The organism is Pseudomonas sp. 2 (genome assembly GCF_056627435.1).
The window spans coordinates 220,956-234,928 of the sequence record NZ_JBWXNG010000004.1; the positions used below are offsets into that span (position 1 = coordinate 220,956).

Annotated in this window: 13 protein-coding genes and 1 pseudogene; 11 read left to right on the forward strand and 3 right to left on the reverse strand. The window is 51.7% G+C overall.

What is annotated here, in order from left to right; translation table 11 throughout:
* Positions 1 to 84: 84 nt before the first annotated feature.
* The 10 genes from AC1MEK_RS08785 to AC1MEK_RS08830 all read left to right on the forward strand — a co-directional run bounded on the left by AC1MEK_RS08785 (position 85) and on the right by AC1MEK_RS08830 (position 8,316).
* On the forward strand, positions 85 to 453 hold the full coding sequence (locus AC1MEK_RS08785) for a hypothetical protein (protein WP_480395867.1): 369 nt from the start codon (positions 85 to 87) through the stop codon (positions 451 to 453).
* Between the two features lie 40 nt (positions 454 to 493).
* Positions 494 to 631 carry a hypothetical protein gene (locus AC1MEK_RS08790; protein WP_480395868.1) on the forward strand — a complete coding sequence of 46 codons (138 nt, stop codon included), beginning with the start codon at positions 494 to 496 and terminating at the stop codon, positions 629 to 631.
* A 70-nt stretch (positions 632 to 701) separates the two neighbouring features.
* Positions 702 to 965 carry a hypothetical protein gene (locus AC1MEK_RS08795; protein WP_480395869.1) on the forward strand — a complete coding sequence of 88 codons (264 nt, stop codon included), beginning with the start codon at positions 702 to 704 and terminating at the stop codon, positions 963 to 965.
* Positions 965 to 1,171, forward strand: coding sequence for a hypothetical protein (locus AC1MEK_RS08800; protein ID WP_480395870.1), 207 nt, complete (start codon positions 965 to 967; stop codon positions 1,169 to 1,171). Before AC1MEK_RS08795 ends, AC1MEK_RS08800 begins: the two co-directional genes overlap by 1 nt.
* Positions 1,161 to 2,864 carry a DNA cytosine methyltransferase gene (locus AC1MEK_RS08805; protein ID WP_480395871.1) on the forward strand — a complete coding sequence of 568 codons (1,704 nt, stop codon included), beginning with the start codon at positions 1,161 to 1,163 and terminating at the stop codon, positions 2,862 to 2,864. The genes AC1MEK_RS08800 and AC1MEK_RS08805 overlap by 11 nt, the downstream gene beginning before the upstream one ends.
* 262 nt (positions 2,865 to 3,126) lie before the next feature.
* Complete coding sequence (locus AC1MEK_RS08810; protein WP_480395872.1) at positions 3,127 to 3,339, forward strand: DUF4224 domain-containing protein; 213 nt, start codon at positions 3,127 to 3,129, stop codon at positions 3,337 to 3,339.
* Positions 3,336 to 4,478: a site-specific integrase gene (locus AC1MEK_RS08815; protein ID WP_480395873.1), complete on the forward strand. Its 1,143-nt coding sequence runs from the start codon at positions 3,336 to 3,338 to the stop codon at positions 4,476 to 4,478. The genes AC1MEK_RS08810 and AC1MEK_RS08815 overlap by 4 nt, the downstream gene beginning before the upstream one ends.
* Positions 4,479 to 4,796: 318 nt before the next feature.
* Positions 4,797 to 6,116, forward strand: a complete 1,320-nt coding sequence (locus tag AC1MEK_RS08820) for a tyrosine-type recombinase/integrase (protein WP_480395874.1) — start codon at positions 4,797 to 4,799, stop codon at positions 6,114 to 6,116.
* 929 nt (positions 6,117 to 7,045) lie between these two features.
* A complete protein-coding gene (locus AC1MEK_RS08825) occupies positions 7,046 to 8,026 on the forward strand; it encodes an integrase domain-containing protein (RefSeq protein ID WP_480395875.1) in 981 nt (326 codons plus the stop codon).
* Positions 8,023 to 8,316 (forward strand): hypothetical protein, encoded by a 294-nt coding sequence (locus tag AC1MEK_RS08830; RefSeq protein WP_480395876.1) that lies wholly within the window; start codon positions 8,023 to 8,025, stop codon positions 8,314 to 8,316. Before AC1MEK_RS08825 ends, AC1MEK_RS08830 begins: the two co-directional genes overlap by 4 nt.
* Before the next feature lie 27 nt (positions 8,317 to 8,343).
* Here AC1MEK_RS08830 and AC1MEK_RS08835 read toward each other — a convergent pair whose 3' ends face one another.
* From AC1MEK_RS08835 to AC1MEK_RS08845, 3 genes are read right to left on the reverse strand one after another with little or no spacing between them, the layout of a single operon-like run.
* Complete coding sequence (locus AC1MEK_RS08835; protein ID WP_480395877.1) at positions 8,344 to 10,671, reverse strand: AAA family ATPase; 2,328 nt, start codon at positions 10,669 to 10,671, stop codon at positions 8,344 to 8,346.
* Positions 10,649 to 11,392 (reverse strand): ABC-three component system middle component 1, encoded by a 744-nt coding sequence (locus tag AC1MEK_RS08840; protein ID WP_480395878.1) that lies wholly within the window; start codon positions 11,390 to 11,392, stop codon positions 10,649 to 10,651. The genes AC1MEK_RS08835 and AC1MEK_RS08840 overlap by 23 nt, the downstream gene beginning before the upstream one ends.
* Positions 11,385 to 12,629, reverse strand: coding sequence for an ABC-three component system protein (locus AC1MEK_RS08845; protein ID WP_143512069.1), 1,245 nt, complete (start codon positions 12,627 to 12,629; stop codon positions 11,385 to 11,387). The genes AC1MEK_RS08840 and AC1MEK_RS08845 overlap by 8 nt, the downstream gene beginning before the upstream one ends.
* A 1,106-nt stretch (positions 12,630 to 13,735) precedes the next feature.
* Here AC1MEK_RS08845 and AC1MEK_RS08850 point away from each other — a divergent pair.
* A pseudogene (locus AC1MEK_RS08850) lies at positions 13,736 to 13,831 on the forward strand (integrase); the annotation flags it as partial.
* Between the last annotated feature and the right edge of the window lie 142 nt (positions 13,832 to 13,973).

Below are 13,973 nucleotides of genomic sequence, written 5' to 3' on the forward strand. Positions count from 1 at the left end.
ACAACCCTGAAAGGAGAGAACCATGCAAATCGAAGTCATCACCGGGCCTGCGATGTCAGTCAAAACAAGCGTAGGGGAAGGGTCATGAGCGAAGTGACTACGGAGAACCTTGAGCTGGTGTTCGCATTTGAGGATTGGGCCGGAGCACGCGGCTACAGCGTGATCCGGACGCCTGACAAGAGCCAGTACGCATCTCTTGAAACAAATGCAGCCTGGCTGGGTTTTGAAGCTGCACACGGCGAAGCCGGTTGCAAACCCTTTGGGCAACAGCTGTACGCCCATCTCAAGAAGAGCAGCGAGTACTCCCATCAGACCGACAAGCTTTTTCCTGTGAGCGTGGGTGCAGCGCCATACGACGACTTCGTCGTGCACGGCGGGCCGGGAGGTGTGTATCGCCTGCGCGATGTGAATTTTTACGTAATCAGCGAAGGCAAGCAGTACCGCCTGAGTTAACCGCCGGCTGCAACCGGCAAATCCCTGAAAGGAGAGAACCATGCGCAACACAGAACAACTTGAGCAACACCATCACGGCGCCCTGCTGGGCCAACTGCTCGGAGCATTGATGACGATCGCGGTAATTGTCGTCGTTGCGATGAAAGTGCCGGATCTGATGATCCTGATCCTGAGCTGAACAACTGAGAAGAGTTGGTGCCATGGGGCTGCAACCCCATGGCACCTGCCACCCCTGAAAGGAGAGAACCATGCAAATTCAAACCCCCAACGGCAGCGCGGCCGAGGCTACCACGAACACGATCAAGGTAGGTGACCAGGTCACTTACGTGAAAATGACGGCAACCGCCGGCGGCTATGGCATGTCGGTCAAAGAAGGAAAGGTCATCGCGATCGACAACGGTGTCGCCAAGGTCCGCAGCCGCAACGGCCGCACTAGTACCCAGCCAGTTCACAAACTCACTCCCGCCGGTCAGCGCAACGCATTGACCCGCGCCTTGTTGGGGGACGCGTGATGGCCAAAACCCGCGAACGCCCGACGATGGCCAGCCATCGCCTCGACCTCCCCAACTTTTGTGACATCTGCGGCAAAGCGCGCTCCACTCGCACCCACGAACGCTGCAGTCAATTGCGCCAGAAGCGCAAATCCGCTGAATGGGATTCGTACATGGCAAATATCCAGGCCAAGCGCGCGCAGGGAGAACGTCACAATGCTCGTTAAGCGCAAGCTGTACCACTTTCACATGTGCTGCGGTCTCGGCGGTGGTGCCAAGGGCTTTAACCGGGCAAAACCTGTCGTTGGCAACATGCAAGGCGAGTGGGAATGCATCGGTGGGGTTGATGTTGACCCGGCCGGCCTCGCCGATTTCGAGCGACTGAGCGGTGTGAAAGGCACGCTGATTGACCTGTTCACTCGCGACCAGTACATCCGTTTCCACGGCAAAGAGCCGCCACCAGGCTGGAGAGAAGCTACAGCCGAAGACATTCGTCGTGCCGCAGGCGGGCGCCGCCCTGATGCAGTATTCATCAGTTCGCCTTGCAAAGGGGCCAGCGGCCTTCTTTCCGAGACGATGAGCATGACGCCGAAGTATCAGGCATTGAACGAGCTAACACTGCGCTGCATCTGGTTGTTTGGCGAAGCCTGGAAAGATGATCCTGTACCGCTACTGGTGTTTGAAAACGTTCCGCGTTTGGCTTCCCGTGGCCGACACCTGCTCGATCAGATCAACAAATTGCTGTCTCACTTCGGTTACGCCGTAGCTGAAACCACTCATGACTGTGGAGTCATCGGTGGTTTGGCCCAGAGCCGCAAGCGCTTTTTGCTGGTAGCCCGTCACATTGAGAAGGTGCCACCGTTCCTGTACGAACCAGAAAAGAAGACCCTCAAGTCAGTAGGTTCGATTCTCGATCGCATGCCGCTGGCCGGCGATATCGAAGCCGCAGGCCCAATGCACCGAGTTCCGGCGCTGCAGTGGAAAACATGGGTACGCCTCGCCTTAGTCGAAGCTGGCAAAGACTGGCGCAGCTTGAATGACTTGGCGATCGAGGACGGGTACTTGCGTGACCTGGTCATCGTTCCCCAGTTTCGCAATGGATTTTTGGGCGTGCACAGCTGGCAAGAGAGCGCGGGCACGGTAGCTGCACGTAGCGGTCCCGCCAACGGGAAGTTTTCCGTAGCGGATCCGCGCGCCCCCGAACGGGCCTTGCAGTACCAGCAGTACGGTGTTCGCAAATGGAGCGAAACCAGCGGCGCGGTCATCGGTGTGAAGTCACCCGGGCAAGGAACGTTCAGCGTTGCTGATCCGCGCGACCCAGGAATAGGCCACGGAAAATACAACGTGGCTCAGTGGGACGGCACTTCGCGCACAGTTATCTCTGCAAGCACAACCGGGCAAGGCGCATTCGCTGTTCAGGATCCTCGACCAGGCATGAAGCGCGCGAAGGGTGACGCCTATCTCACTGGAGGGCATTACGGAGTTGTCGACTGGAACAGCCAGTGTGGCGCTGTTTCGGCCAGTGCCAAGCAGGACAACGGCCGGTGGTCAGTCGCTGATCCACGCATGCCGGAAGCCAATGATCGGCTGACATGCGTTATTGAGAGCCTCGACGGAACCTGGCACCGACCTTTCACCACACTGGAGCTGGCTGCGCTGCAAAGCTTGGTAGACCCAGAAGAGCAGTTCGAGCTGGACGGCCTGAGCGATCAGGCTTGGCGCGAGCGAATCGGTAACGCGGTACCACCGGCAGCAGCCGAAGCGATCGCTCACGTGATGGGCACTACCCTATTGCTGGCCGCCGCCGGCGAAACATTCATGCTCAGCAACATGCCGGTATGGGTAAAGCCGGTGGCTGTGGGGCTAAGCGTCGCGCAACGGGAGGCCGATCATGTCTGTAGTGCGGGCGATGCGCCATGAGCATGATTATGCTGCCGCGCCCAAGGCGAATAGGAAAACGGATCGGCATTTTGGCCTGGTACGGCCACAATCACGGTTGGGACATCCACCTCACCAGAGGTGGCCACCTGAGACTGACAAAGGCCGGGAGCCCAGTTGTGCACGTCAATAAAACCCGCAACGACTGGCGGTCGATACAGATCGCTCTGACCACTCTGATGAGGTTTGATCACCAGAACCCAGACGTTACGGTTCTAGTCGCCTGCCGAGGAGCACCACCCGTATGATCGACCATCAGCCGAGCAAGGTCCTGACGTTTCAGGATCTGCAACGCCTCACGGGTTACACCCGTCGATCTGGAGTGGAGCAAGCCCTGCGAAAGCAGGGCATCCGCTGGTTCTGGGGCCGCCAAGGCCCTTGGACCACCATCGACCTGGTCAACCAAGCCGGTGGAGCATCGCCGGTAACTGAAAAATATGGCAGCGAGATCCTATGAGGCGGTCCCGTAAACACAACCCGCACATCCCTGCGCACATCGACCAGGCCGCCATTCCGGCGGCCGTTTTTTTTGATCAGCGCTGGAACGGCGTCTGGTACACCACCTGGCGGGACGAAGGCGGAAATCGCAAACGCGTCAACATCGCAGGGCCAACCGCGACGCTGGCAGAATTGCACCGGATTATGGAAGAAAGAAAGGGTATCGACCGTGACAGTCTCAACCATCTTTGCAAGGAGTTCCACGCCAGCTCGCAGTTCACCAAGCTGGGGAAGAATTCCCGAGACGACTATGAATACTGCCGGAAGGTGCTGTTAGCCATCCCAACTAAACTGCAAAAACCGTTGGGTGAACTTTGCGTTCGCAAATTCACCTCAGCCCTTGTGCAGCGTGTAATCGATCGGATTGCAGACGAGGGCACTCCTTCCAAGGCCGCACATGCGTTGCGATACCTTCGACGAGTGATGCAGTGGGGTCGCAATCGCGGTTACTTGGAAATCAACGTCGCACAAGGCATCGAAGCCCCGACCGAACGAAAGCAGCGTCGGCTACCGAACCCCAAGGTCATGGCCGAACTGATCGCCCGGGCGCACGAGATGGGCAAACTCGCACGCGGCCAGCGCGGCTCCTGTCCGGCCTACCTGGGCTACGTCATGGAACTGGCCTACCTTTGCCGCTTGCGCGGGATCGAGGCTGTCACTCTGACCGATGCCAATGAACTGGACGAAGGGTTACAGACCAACAGACGCAAGGGCAGCCGCGACAACGTCGTGCGCTGGACTCCCCGCCTGCGCGCGGCCTGGGAGGGTGCTAAAGCCTACCGGCGTCGGGTGTGGACTCGCCAGAGCTATCCAATTCCAGCGGCAGCCGATCGCAGATTTATCATTGTTGCATCCCACGGCGGCGCCCTGCAGAAGTCCAGTCTGGATACTGCCTGGCAACGATTCATCACCAGGGCAATCGAGGAAGGAATAATCAGCGAGCAGCAGCGCTTCGCGTTGCACGACCTCAAGCGGCGCGGCATCACCGACACTCAAGGCGATCGCAAGCAGAAGCAAGACGCCAGCGGCCACCGAGATGAGTCCATGCTCGATATTTACGACTTCAGCTTGCCGCTCGTATCCCCTTCTGCAGACTGATTTCCCACGTACCAAGAAGGTTGAGGTCCACACCCTGCTTAGCCTTTAGACTATTGAGCACGTACCAGACATTGCCGTAAGCTATTGAAATCGCTACAGCGAGCATCTTTCTTGTAATCAGTAGGTCCCGGGTTCGATTCCTGGTGCCGGCACCATTCAAGGTTCCATAGAAAGCTTTCAAAATCTCTGGAACCCCCGAAAAACCCGCCTTCTGGCGGGTTTTTTCGTTTTGGCGTTCCGTCGGATTCCGAGGGTAGCCAGCGCTAATAAGGGTAGTTTTAAGGATAGAGGTCCGTTTCGATATCGGAGACTACCCTTATGGCCCGCACCACTGCCCCGCTTACAGACACCACCTGTCGCACGGCAAAGCCCAGAGAGCGCGAGTACAAGCTCTTCGACGGCGACGGTCTTTACCTGCTTGTGCAACCCAACGGCCGCAAAGGCTGGCGGCTCAGGTACGTTAAACCCGATGGCCGCGAAGGCCTGACCGCCCTCGGCAGCTACCCGGTGGTCGGGTTGGGTGATGCACGCCGCAAGCGTTTCGAGATCAAGCAGCAGCTCGCCAACGGCATAGATCCCATCCAGTACAAGCAACAAACCAAGACCCAAGCCGTGATCAACGGCCGCACCTTTGAAAGCGTTGCGCTCGACTGGTATGCGAGCATGGTGCCGAAGTGGGCGCCCGGCCACGCCAAGACGGTGCTCAGCCGATTGAAGACCCACGTCTTCCCTCTTCTCGGTGCCAGGGCAATCGTTGAGCTCGACACTCACGACCTTATGCAGCCACTGGAAGCCGTGACGAAGCGCGGCACCATCGACGTGGCGCTCAGGATCAAGAACTACCTGCAAAGCATCATGCGTGAAGCCAAACGTCTGCGACTGATCACGGCGAACCCGGCTCACGACCTCGATGGCTCGATCAAGACTCCTCGAGTAACTCACCGGCCCGCACTACCCTTATCGCGGCTGCCAGAGCTACTGGCATGCATCGAGGACTACAGAGGTCGCCCGCTTACGCGCCTCACGGTGATGCTGTCGCTGCATGTATTCGTACGCTCCAGTGAACTGCGCTTCGCCCGCTGGAACGAATTCGACCTCAAACGCGGAATTTGGGAAATCCCCGACACCCGCCCGGCGCTGGACGGCGTGCCGTTTTCCACAAGAGGTACGAAGATGGCCGGGGACATTCACGTTGTACCCTTATCGCCGCAAGCAGTGGCCTTGCTTGAGCAGATCCACGCGATCACCGGCAAGTTCGAGCTGGTGTTCGCGGGGGATGCCAAGCCGTGGAAACCGATGTCCGAGAACACGGTGAATGCCGCGCTCAGAACGATGGGCTACGACACTAAGGTGGATATCTGCGGCCACGGGTTCCGAGCCATGGCGTGCAGTGCACTGGTCGAGTCCGGGCTGTGGTCAGAGATAGCGATCGAGCGCCAGATGAGCCACAAGGAACGCAACAACGTGCGCGCCGCCTATACCCACAAGGCCGAGTTCCTCGAAGAGCGCCGGATGATCATGACCTGGTGGAGTCGGTTTCTAGAGGCAAACCGCGAGGACCATGTGACGCCGCATGAGTTTGCCAAGCAGACGGGCGAGAACGTCACGCGGCTTCGCAGTGCCAAAAGGACCGAGTAACCCGCCGCATCACCACCTCAACTCGTAGTGAAGTTACCCACAGCACCGCATGAAGCTCCTCCGCGCGGGTCCTTTCAAACGGGGCTGCAAAGCCGCCCCGTTTGAAAGGACCATACCTAAGAAAAAAACTGCTGGCACAGAGTGCGTCTGTGGAAAACCACTGATGTCCACCGGGGGATAGTTTTATCCACAGGCGCTAAATCCCTGAAATCGCTTTGCTTGACGAATATTGTCCACAGGCGTAGACCGGGAGTTGCAAGCGCTGTCGATAACAGCACCCCAGGTGACCCGAACCTTAAAGGTCACGCCGCTCCCGCGGTGGTTCTCCCCAAGGGCGATTCGCATCCGGCAGCTCGCCCGGTCACTACCCATGTGATGGATGCTCTTACACATATAGCGCTCGTGCGCCAGATACACCGTACCTCGCTGCCCTGCAGCAACCTATCCGCTTGGCCGAATATTGCGCCAGCCTGTGCCCGTCTCTTTCTTCTGGAAAGAGACGGGCACTTCTACCACTGCTGCAGCCCTGATCGCACAAGGCTTTGCGGCATTCCCCCTCGTGACAATCGGCGTGACAAACGCCGATGTCACCAGCAACAGCGCTGTAGATGATGGTGCCGCAGACCAAGGAATGGACTGCACCTGACTGACAGTCAGGCATGCCCCGGTCATCGCAGTGCTGCGTTCACCCAGCTCAGGATCTTCAGGCGCTGGTCTAGTCAGCCAGTGCTGCCTCCACCCGCCCACCGGTAACGGTGTTCAGGAGGCCAGATCATGAGATGCCCTTGCTCCCGGATGTAAGGAGCCGCCAGTCCCGCGTAGTGGACATTCCCCACAGGTCGCAGGGGCCTTGATCCCTGATAACACTCAACATTCTTGGCGGGATGACGTGGGGCGAGGATTGGAAATCGGAAGATGAGGTGACCGACATGGCATTGGTAGGTAGGCGGGATGGCCGCAATTTTGGGTATGGCAGGCAACTGAGCTACGCAGGGCCACAAGCGCTGAAAGACATGTTCGGCGGAGGCCACTACGGCACGGTCAAGGCGCACTGTGATCGATGGCAGGCATTCGTGAAGTGGTGCCGCTCCGAACATGGGCCCGGTATCAATGACGCGCGACAAATCGATCGAAAGGTGTTGGCCGCCTATGCGGCTTATCTGCGCGGTGCGGTTGAGCGCGGTGACCTCGCCATCAGCACCGCACAAAACCGACTATCCAGCGTTAACAGGACCATGGCTGCGCTTCGCGGTGATCAGCATGTGAAACTGCCAAGTCCGAGCAAGGCGTTGGCTATGCAGCGCACCGGGGTTCGTCACTCGGTTCCGCAGGGCCAAGACCGCGAACAGATTAAGCAGATCGTCGACGCACTTTGTAGTCGTGATCAGCTGCGAGCCGCAGCGATCGTTCTATTGGCACGAGCCACCGGCATGCGCTTGCGTGAGGCCATCTTGGCTGATCTGCCACGACTAACCCGTGAGGCTCGCGAACTAGGTAGGATTAACATTCAGGATGGCACTAAAGGCGGCCGCGCCGGCGCCTCGGCGCCACGCTGGGTTACGGTGGATGATCATATTCGTGGTGCGCTTGGATTTACACAGCAGGTCTCTCCTGCCGGTAGCCGCAACCTGGTTGCACCAAGCGAAAGCTACCTACATGTTTTGCAGAAAATCGTCCGCCCTGCGCGGAACATCCTGCATACACACAGCCTCAAGGGCTTCCATGAGTTACGAGCGGCCTACGCATGTGAACGCTATGAGCAAATCACCCAGCACCCCGCGCCTATCAACGGCGGCCAATGTTGCCGGGTAGATAGGCATCTTGATCGTCAGGCCCGTAGAGAAATTAGCTATGAGCTGGGACACGGTCGTACAGATGTGGCTTCCGCTTACATCGGTGATCGAGCATGAGCAAGGCATTCGACATGGAGCTATTCCTTGTAGGCGTCCTGACGGGGTCACACTCCACGCGCCTGCGTCATCTCCGCCAGGCAATAGCCATTCAAGCAGCGATTGCCAAACGCTGGCACATAGACAATCCGTGGGCTTGGCAGCGAAAGCATCTTAGTTGGTTCCTGACTACGCATATAAAAACACGCTCAACCTCGACCAAATATTACTACTGGCTAACCATGAACCTGATATTAGCTCGGTTAGGCAAAGCGCAACAAACAACTAAGAAACGCGCCTCAAAAACCTAATTGTGAGGCGCCCCCCCTAAAACACATTTATGCTGTTATGTTTTTTGGCAACATAGAAACAGACGCTTGAGACAATCCTGCGCGCTTGAATTTATACCGCATATACGTTGACACTTCCATCTCATGGTTTGACAATAAAATCTGACGATCTGAAAGTTCTACCCGTAACAAATCACTCAATGAAGCAATGTTAATTTCATCCATTGACTGTACTGGATCATCAATCAGTATGAATGGATTAAGAGCATATACCCTATTCAATGTTAGGAAAAACGCCAAACCTAATGATGCGATTTGCCCACTACTCATAGACAGGATTGCATCATGATCAGACTTCAGCGCAGTATTGAATTTGAGTATATCTCCTTTACCGCTCACTATAAACAAACCTAATCCACGCTGATAATTCTGTATGAGTCGCCCACTATAAATATGGAACAACAGCTCTATGTCACCAATAGTCTTTTTCGCATACTGCTTCGCAGTTTCGTCCAATTGCTTCCTAAGCTTAACAATTTTTGCTTTTATTTTTTTGCCAGCTTCAATCCTAGATCTGAGCTTATCAAGCTCCGCTACTTTAGACTTGTACTCTTCGCTTTTGAATTTAGAATGAGCGGCTCTGAGATAGGATTCTTTATTTTCAAAATCCGAAATACTAAGTGAGGTTATATCTGATGCATTCGAGAAAGCCATCTCTAAGCTAGATGACCAGCCTAAAGGAAGCACATCACTTTCTGGTTTTTTAGCTGTAGCAATAATACCTTTTGCTTCATTAAACCGTAACAGCAGAGCTGCATCATCAGCCGTAAAACTTAGATTTTTTGATACGCCATATTGCACCAACTGCAAAACCACTTCACTTATAATTGAGAACTTAGATTCTGCTGATGTGAGAGCCTTAAAAAGAACACTATCGAAATCTTTTGCGACTAGGTCACGCTGCTGCGTGAATGCTGCTATCTGTAAATTCAGCAAGTCCTGCATTGACCTTACTGTCTCTTCTAGCTTCTGAGCAGAAGCATCTATTTCAGATCGAATTCTTTCCGCATTATTTAAAGCGGCTTCCTCTAACGCAGCGTAAGTCGCCCATGAGAACCCACAAAATGGACAACCGGAAATTTCCAAATCTTCACATTCTTGGTGTTGTCGTAGTAACTCTGCATGAGCACTTAGTAAATTTACAAGCTTTGCGTTCTTATCTGCACTATCAGATTTAATTAGATCCCGCGCTTCAATGAGACTATTTATACCAACCAAATCAGCAGTATTCTTAAGACCTTTTAGATCTACTTCCTTTATCTCTGAAGCTGGCTTTCTGAATATCAAAATATCATGATCCAGCCCAACTAGCGTCGAGTTTTTTACTTTCAGACCTTCATATCCAGCAACTTCAGAACCCAACTGAAGAGCCAGCTTTATATCGACCTCTCTTTTTAAAAACTCATCAATATTACTATTAGCTTTTCTCTTCAGAACCTCATCAAAGTTCTGATGTATTTTAAATATATCCCGCAATTCACGTATCAGAGTTTCAATATCAGTATCATTTACAGCCGACAGAGGCTGTTCAACATCCCAACCAGGCGACGGCAGCGCGGTACTCAACCGCTTGAAGTCAACGGTATTCTCGGCATCTTGAAACTGACCACTAAGCTGTTTAATTTTTTCATTCAACTCAGCTTGGAGGTCAGTATGCTCTTTCCCAGTGTAAGATTCCGTAATAATACTTTCTAACGCGGAGCAATATGATATCTGGCTCGTTAATTTATCGGTATTAATCAGATGCTCAATACCTTTTTTTCTTTCAGTGGCGTCCGTCGAGTACAGGTACCTATTCTGCCCTTGCTCAAGATAGTTCAATAAAGAGAAATTTTTTAAGAAATTCTCTCCTAGAATACTCTCTAGCGCTTTAGAATCAAGACTCACTCCAAATTCATTGGAGTCAATACTGCTTATTTCGTAAAGCTTAAAAATAGAAAAATTGTCAGGTGCATTATTTTCCGGGTTCGATAAGTCCGCTATGGTAGCAACACGAGCTAGGAAAATTGACTCTCCTGAATCTTGATTTATTAGCTCCGCTCTAATAGCGATGTCGCCTTCTTTATTTCTATTCCAGTATATGTTTTCTTCAAATTGTTTTTTGCGCGAACGCTTCGCAACTGTTGCATCATTTGTATTGATAATTCTTTGTATGACGCCAGTAAACAAAAGCTCCAACGCATCAAATATGCTAGTCTTTCCAAAACCATTCGGGCCATCCAAAGTAATCATGGAGGCAGCTCGAAAATCAATAGATGTATTTTCAAATGGCTTGAAATTTTCAATCTTGAGGCTAGATATTTTCCATTTCTTCATGAATCAGAGTCTCGATTAGTTTGTCTGCTTCAATCCCAGATGCAGAAGCATTAAAGATTCTGAGATGAAGATCGGTCAATTTTTTCTCGGCAAGTGCTTCCTCTACATAAATATCAAGCGGCTTCAGTGAGCTTTCCTTAACTGGAACCTTTACAAATGGGAGCTTTATAAAAATTCTCGCCGCGACACTATATAATGTAGGCGATAGTGGTTGATCTCGATATTCTGCAAACATCCTATCATCGACAACCATCGCTGAAACGCTTTCGAAGCTGTGCCCTTCTAACAACCTAAGCTCTTCTTCGCTGTAATAAAGAAAATATTTTTTAAAATAATATGGGTTTTCTTCAATACCAAATATCTTGCTCTCAACTCCATTAAAGTCAGCTCGACGCCTTAACTCATGCAAAATAATCAGGTCGGTATTTTTATCAAAAGCAGGATCAGATTTGAATGATTCAGGAGCATGCAGTAGCACTAATTTATTCAGCACCTGCGGTGATGGTATTTTTCCACACTCAACCACAGCGAGGAATCGCTTCCTATCTCCACTATCCTGACTAAAATAAGTCAAAGACTTATAGTCAATATCTTCAAGACCTGCTAAGGTTTTTCCTGCCGAATGTTCTATGGTGACGTCATCTACTTTAGAATAGTCGCCGACATCAAACAAAGTAAACTCATGCTTCAAGGCAGCCTGTAGAACAATCTCTTTAATCATTCAACTTTACCCTCGCCTCTTCCCTTGAAATTATTGTTGCATCAAAGGCTTTAGTTATTTTATTACGATCCTTACCCATCAATGAAAACTCATCTTCTACAGCATCCCGCGAAGCTCCGGTAGCTGCACAAAATCGCTCAGCAGGTGAAAAAATATTTGCTCTAGCTGCAATTAGCCATTGATATTCAACTAATATATCTATCAGCTCTGGATCGCTTTTCAGCTGCTCCATGAGATCTTCAGCAAACCTATGCTCCCGTCGAGCATTGTCTGCCGAAATTGCTGTCGGCAAATAAAAATCTCCGGCAGAGCACCTATAATAAGGCGGCTTTTGCTCACTCAGTGGTGCTTTATCTATATCGTAGATCACATCCACATAGTCATAAACACTGTTCTCACTCACGACCATTGAGGAAGATCCAAAACATAACGACTTCCACAGCCATGTAAATGGGGTATCACCCAATTCTTTAATCTGATCGTAAACATTTGCGACTTTTTGAATAACAGTTCTATCTACTGTTTTTTCCATTGTATTGGTATACCCATACAATGATTTACAAACGGCCATTCTGGCTTGGAACATCTTGTATACAATGTCGTCTTCATGGGTAGCGGCGAGGCTTAATAACTCTACAATCTTCTTACTTTTTAAAGTTTGAGTAAACGCAGCTTCTGCGGCGCTCATTAACCCATCCTGATTGCACGCATGTATATATATTACTTGAGCAGCAATATGACTCTGCAAAGCTTCGAACTTCAAATTCACTAAAAAATCACTACAAGGCAACCCTTCGGAAATCAAGTAGCTCTTAATTCTTGACTTCGTTTTTTCTTCAACATCTTGGAGATAGCAGTAAGGCAGCCCATCGTAAGTATAAAATTTAACAACATTCCCATTACTGCCAACAAAATCAGAAGCATCATCAAGGCGCGCAGATGTATGAAAATATCTTTTGGTATTCTTATCACACAACTTATGTGTGGATGCAGCTTTTTCGAGAGCCTCCCCATAAGCAGCTCTTTTATCATCTGCTAACGCTTTTACCTGATGCGTAGAAACTGCAATTCCATTTTCAATTATCGCAAAATCATCAATGCTGTCGATTTGCAACTCAAACGACATTTTATTTAGCACACATTCTATGGAATGATATAGCGCTAAATGCCCTTGGTAAATAAACCCACTCCATGTAGGCGCAGCTGTATGAGGATGGGAGGCAGCCGATTTTGACATGCAATATGTCCTAGGCAAATTTAGAGACAGAGTCAGAAGTAAACTTCTAACTCAATAGAATATGATCTTAATTTCCGTATCCGATATTTAGACTTTTTGTTGCGCGCGCCCAGCGGCGTTATGAAAACTTCCTTGATTGTCATTTTTATGCATTCCCTTGAGCGATGTCACTATGACATCGCAGAATCTACCATACCTGTAGGTTCAAAAAAAGGGTCAGCCAGACTTCCGAACAGGGCTGCAACACTCGTTGCAAGGATAGCGATGGGGCATGCCTCACACGGCCAGTTTCAGAGTAAGTGCCAGCCGGGCAGGGAAACAAACCTTATTCATCAAATATTAGAAGCAGGACGCCGTTCTAATTTCTAAGCGTCAAAGGGGTAGAATTAGAGATAGCGCGCTGAATAACCACAGAAAAAAACCATACTAAACATATAGTTGGCTTTCGATTCGACTCCTGGTGCCGCACCATGACACAACGAGAAAGGCTCACCGAGAGGTGGGCCTTTTTTGTTTGGGCTGTTTTTCACGATCTCATAGCTGCGGCGGTCGGCTGTCTCAACCGCACTACTGCTGCATGTTCGCTTGATCGAATACTGCGCTCAGCTGCCCTCGATCCTCTCCCCTAGCGAGCTCTCCTGACACCGCTGCAGCCCAAAACGACTTCGCGGCAATCACTCTCGCGACAATCGGCGTGACAAACGTCGATGTCACCAGCAACAGCGCTGTTGATAATGGTGCCGCAAGCCAGGGAATGGACTGCACTTGACTGAAAATCAGGCATGCCCCGGCCATCGCATTGCTGCTTGTACAGGCTCAGGATCTTGCGGCATTGGTCTCGTCAGCCAATGCAGCCTTCACCCGCCCACCGGTAACAGAGTTCAGCAGGCCAGATCATGAGATGCTTGCTCTTGTTCTTGCTCCTAAGGAACCGCGAGTCCCGCGCTCTAGGACATCCTCATAGGTCGCAGGAGCCTTGATCATTGATGTCATTCAGCGTTCTTGGCGGGATGACGCGGAGCGAGGATCGGAGATAGGAAGATGAGGTGATCGGCATGACATTGGTAGGTAAACGCGATGGTCGTAATTTCGACTACGGCAGGTAGTTGAGCTACCCGGCGCCGAAAGCACTGAAAGACATGTTCGCCGTAGGCCAGTGCGGCACGGTCAGGGCGCACTGTGGTCGGTGGCAGGGATTCGTGGGTGGTACAGCATTTAGCTTCGCACGCGTCACCCTAGAGTAGCCTTGTGCTACCATTAAGTTCGCAGGCTTTTTTCTGTACCCACAAAATGACACCTCATGCCTGGTTCTAACCGCACTGTCGGGCAAGTGGTTTCACAACC

Coding starts and splice junctions, on each gene's coding strand:
- AC1MEK_RS08785 (WP_480395867.1), top strand. CDS start 85: ATGAGCGAAGTGACTACGGAGAACCTTGAGCTGGTGTTCGCATTTGAG.
- AC1MEK_RS08790 (WP_480395868.1), top strand. CDS start 494: ATGCGCAACACAGAACAACTTGAGCAACACCATCACGGCGCCCTGCTG.
- AC1MEK_RS08795 (WP_480395869.1), top strand. CDS start 702: ATGCAAATTCAAACCCCCAACGGCAGCGCGGCCGAGGCTACCACGAAC.
- AC1MEK_RS08800 (WP_480395870.1), top strand. CDS start 965: ATGGCCAAAACCCGCGAACGCCCGACGATGGCCAGCCATCGCCTCGAC.
- AC1MEK_RS08805 (WP_480395871.1), top strand. CDS start 1,161: ATGCTCGTTAAGCGCAAGCTGTACCACTTTCACATGTGCTGCGGTCTC.
- AC1MEK_RS08810 (WP_480395872.1), top strand. CDS start 3,127: ATGATCGACCATCAGCCGAGCAAGGTCCTGACGTTTCAGGATCTGCAA.
- AC1MEK_RS08815 (WP_480395873.1), top strand. CDS start 3,336: ATGAGGCGGTCCCGTAAACACAACCCGCACATCCCTGCGCACATCGAC.
- AC1MEK_RS08820 (WP_480395874.1), top strand. CDS start 4,797: ATGGCCCGCACCACTGCCCCGCTTACAGACACCACCTGTCGCACGGCA.
- AC1MEK_RS08825 (WP_480395875.1), top strand. CDS start 7,046: ATGGCATTGGTAGGTAGGCGGGATGGCCGCAATTTTGGGTATGGCAGG.
- AC1MEK_RS08830 (WP_480395876.1), top strand. CDS start 8,023: ATGAGCAAGGCATTCGACATGGAGCTATTCCTTGTAGGCGTCCTGACG.
- AC1MEK_RS08835 (WP_480395877.1), bottom strand. CDS start 10,671: ATGAAGAAATGGAAAATATCTAGCCTCAAGATTGAAAATTTCAAGCCA.
- AC1MEK_RS08840 (WP_480395878.1), bottom strand. CDS start 11,392: ATGATTAAAGAGATTGTTCTACAGGCTGCCTTGAAGCATGAGTTTACT.
- AC1MEK_RS08845 (WP_143512069.1), bottom strand. CDS start 12,629: ATGTCAAAATCGGCTGCCTCCCATCCTCATACAGCTGCGCCTACATGG.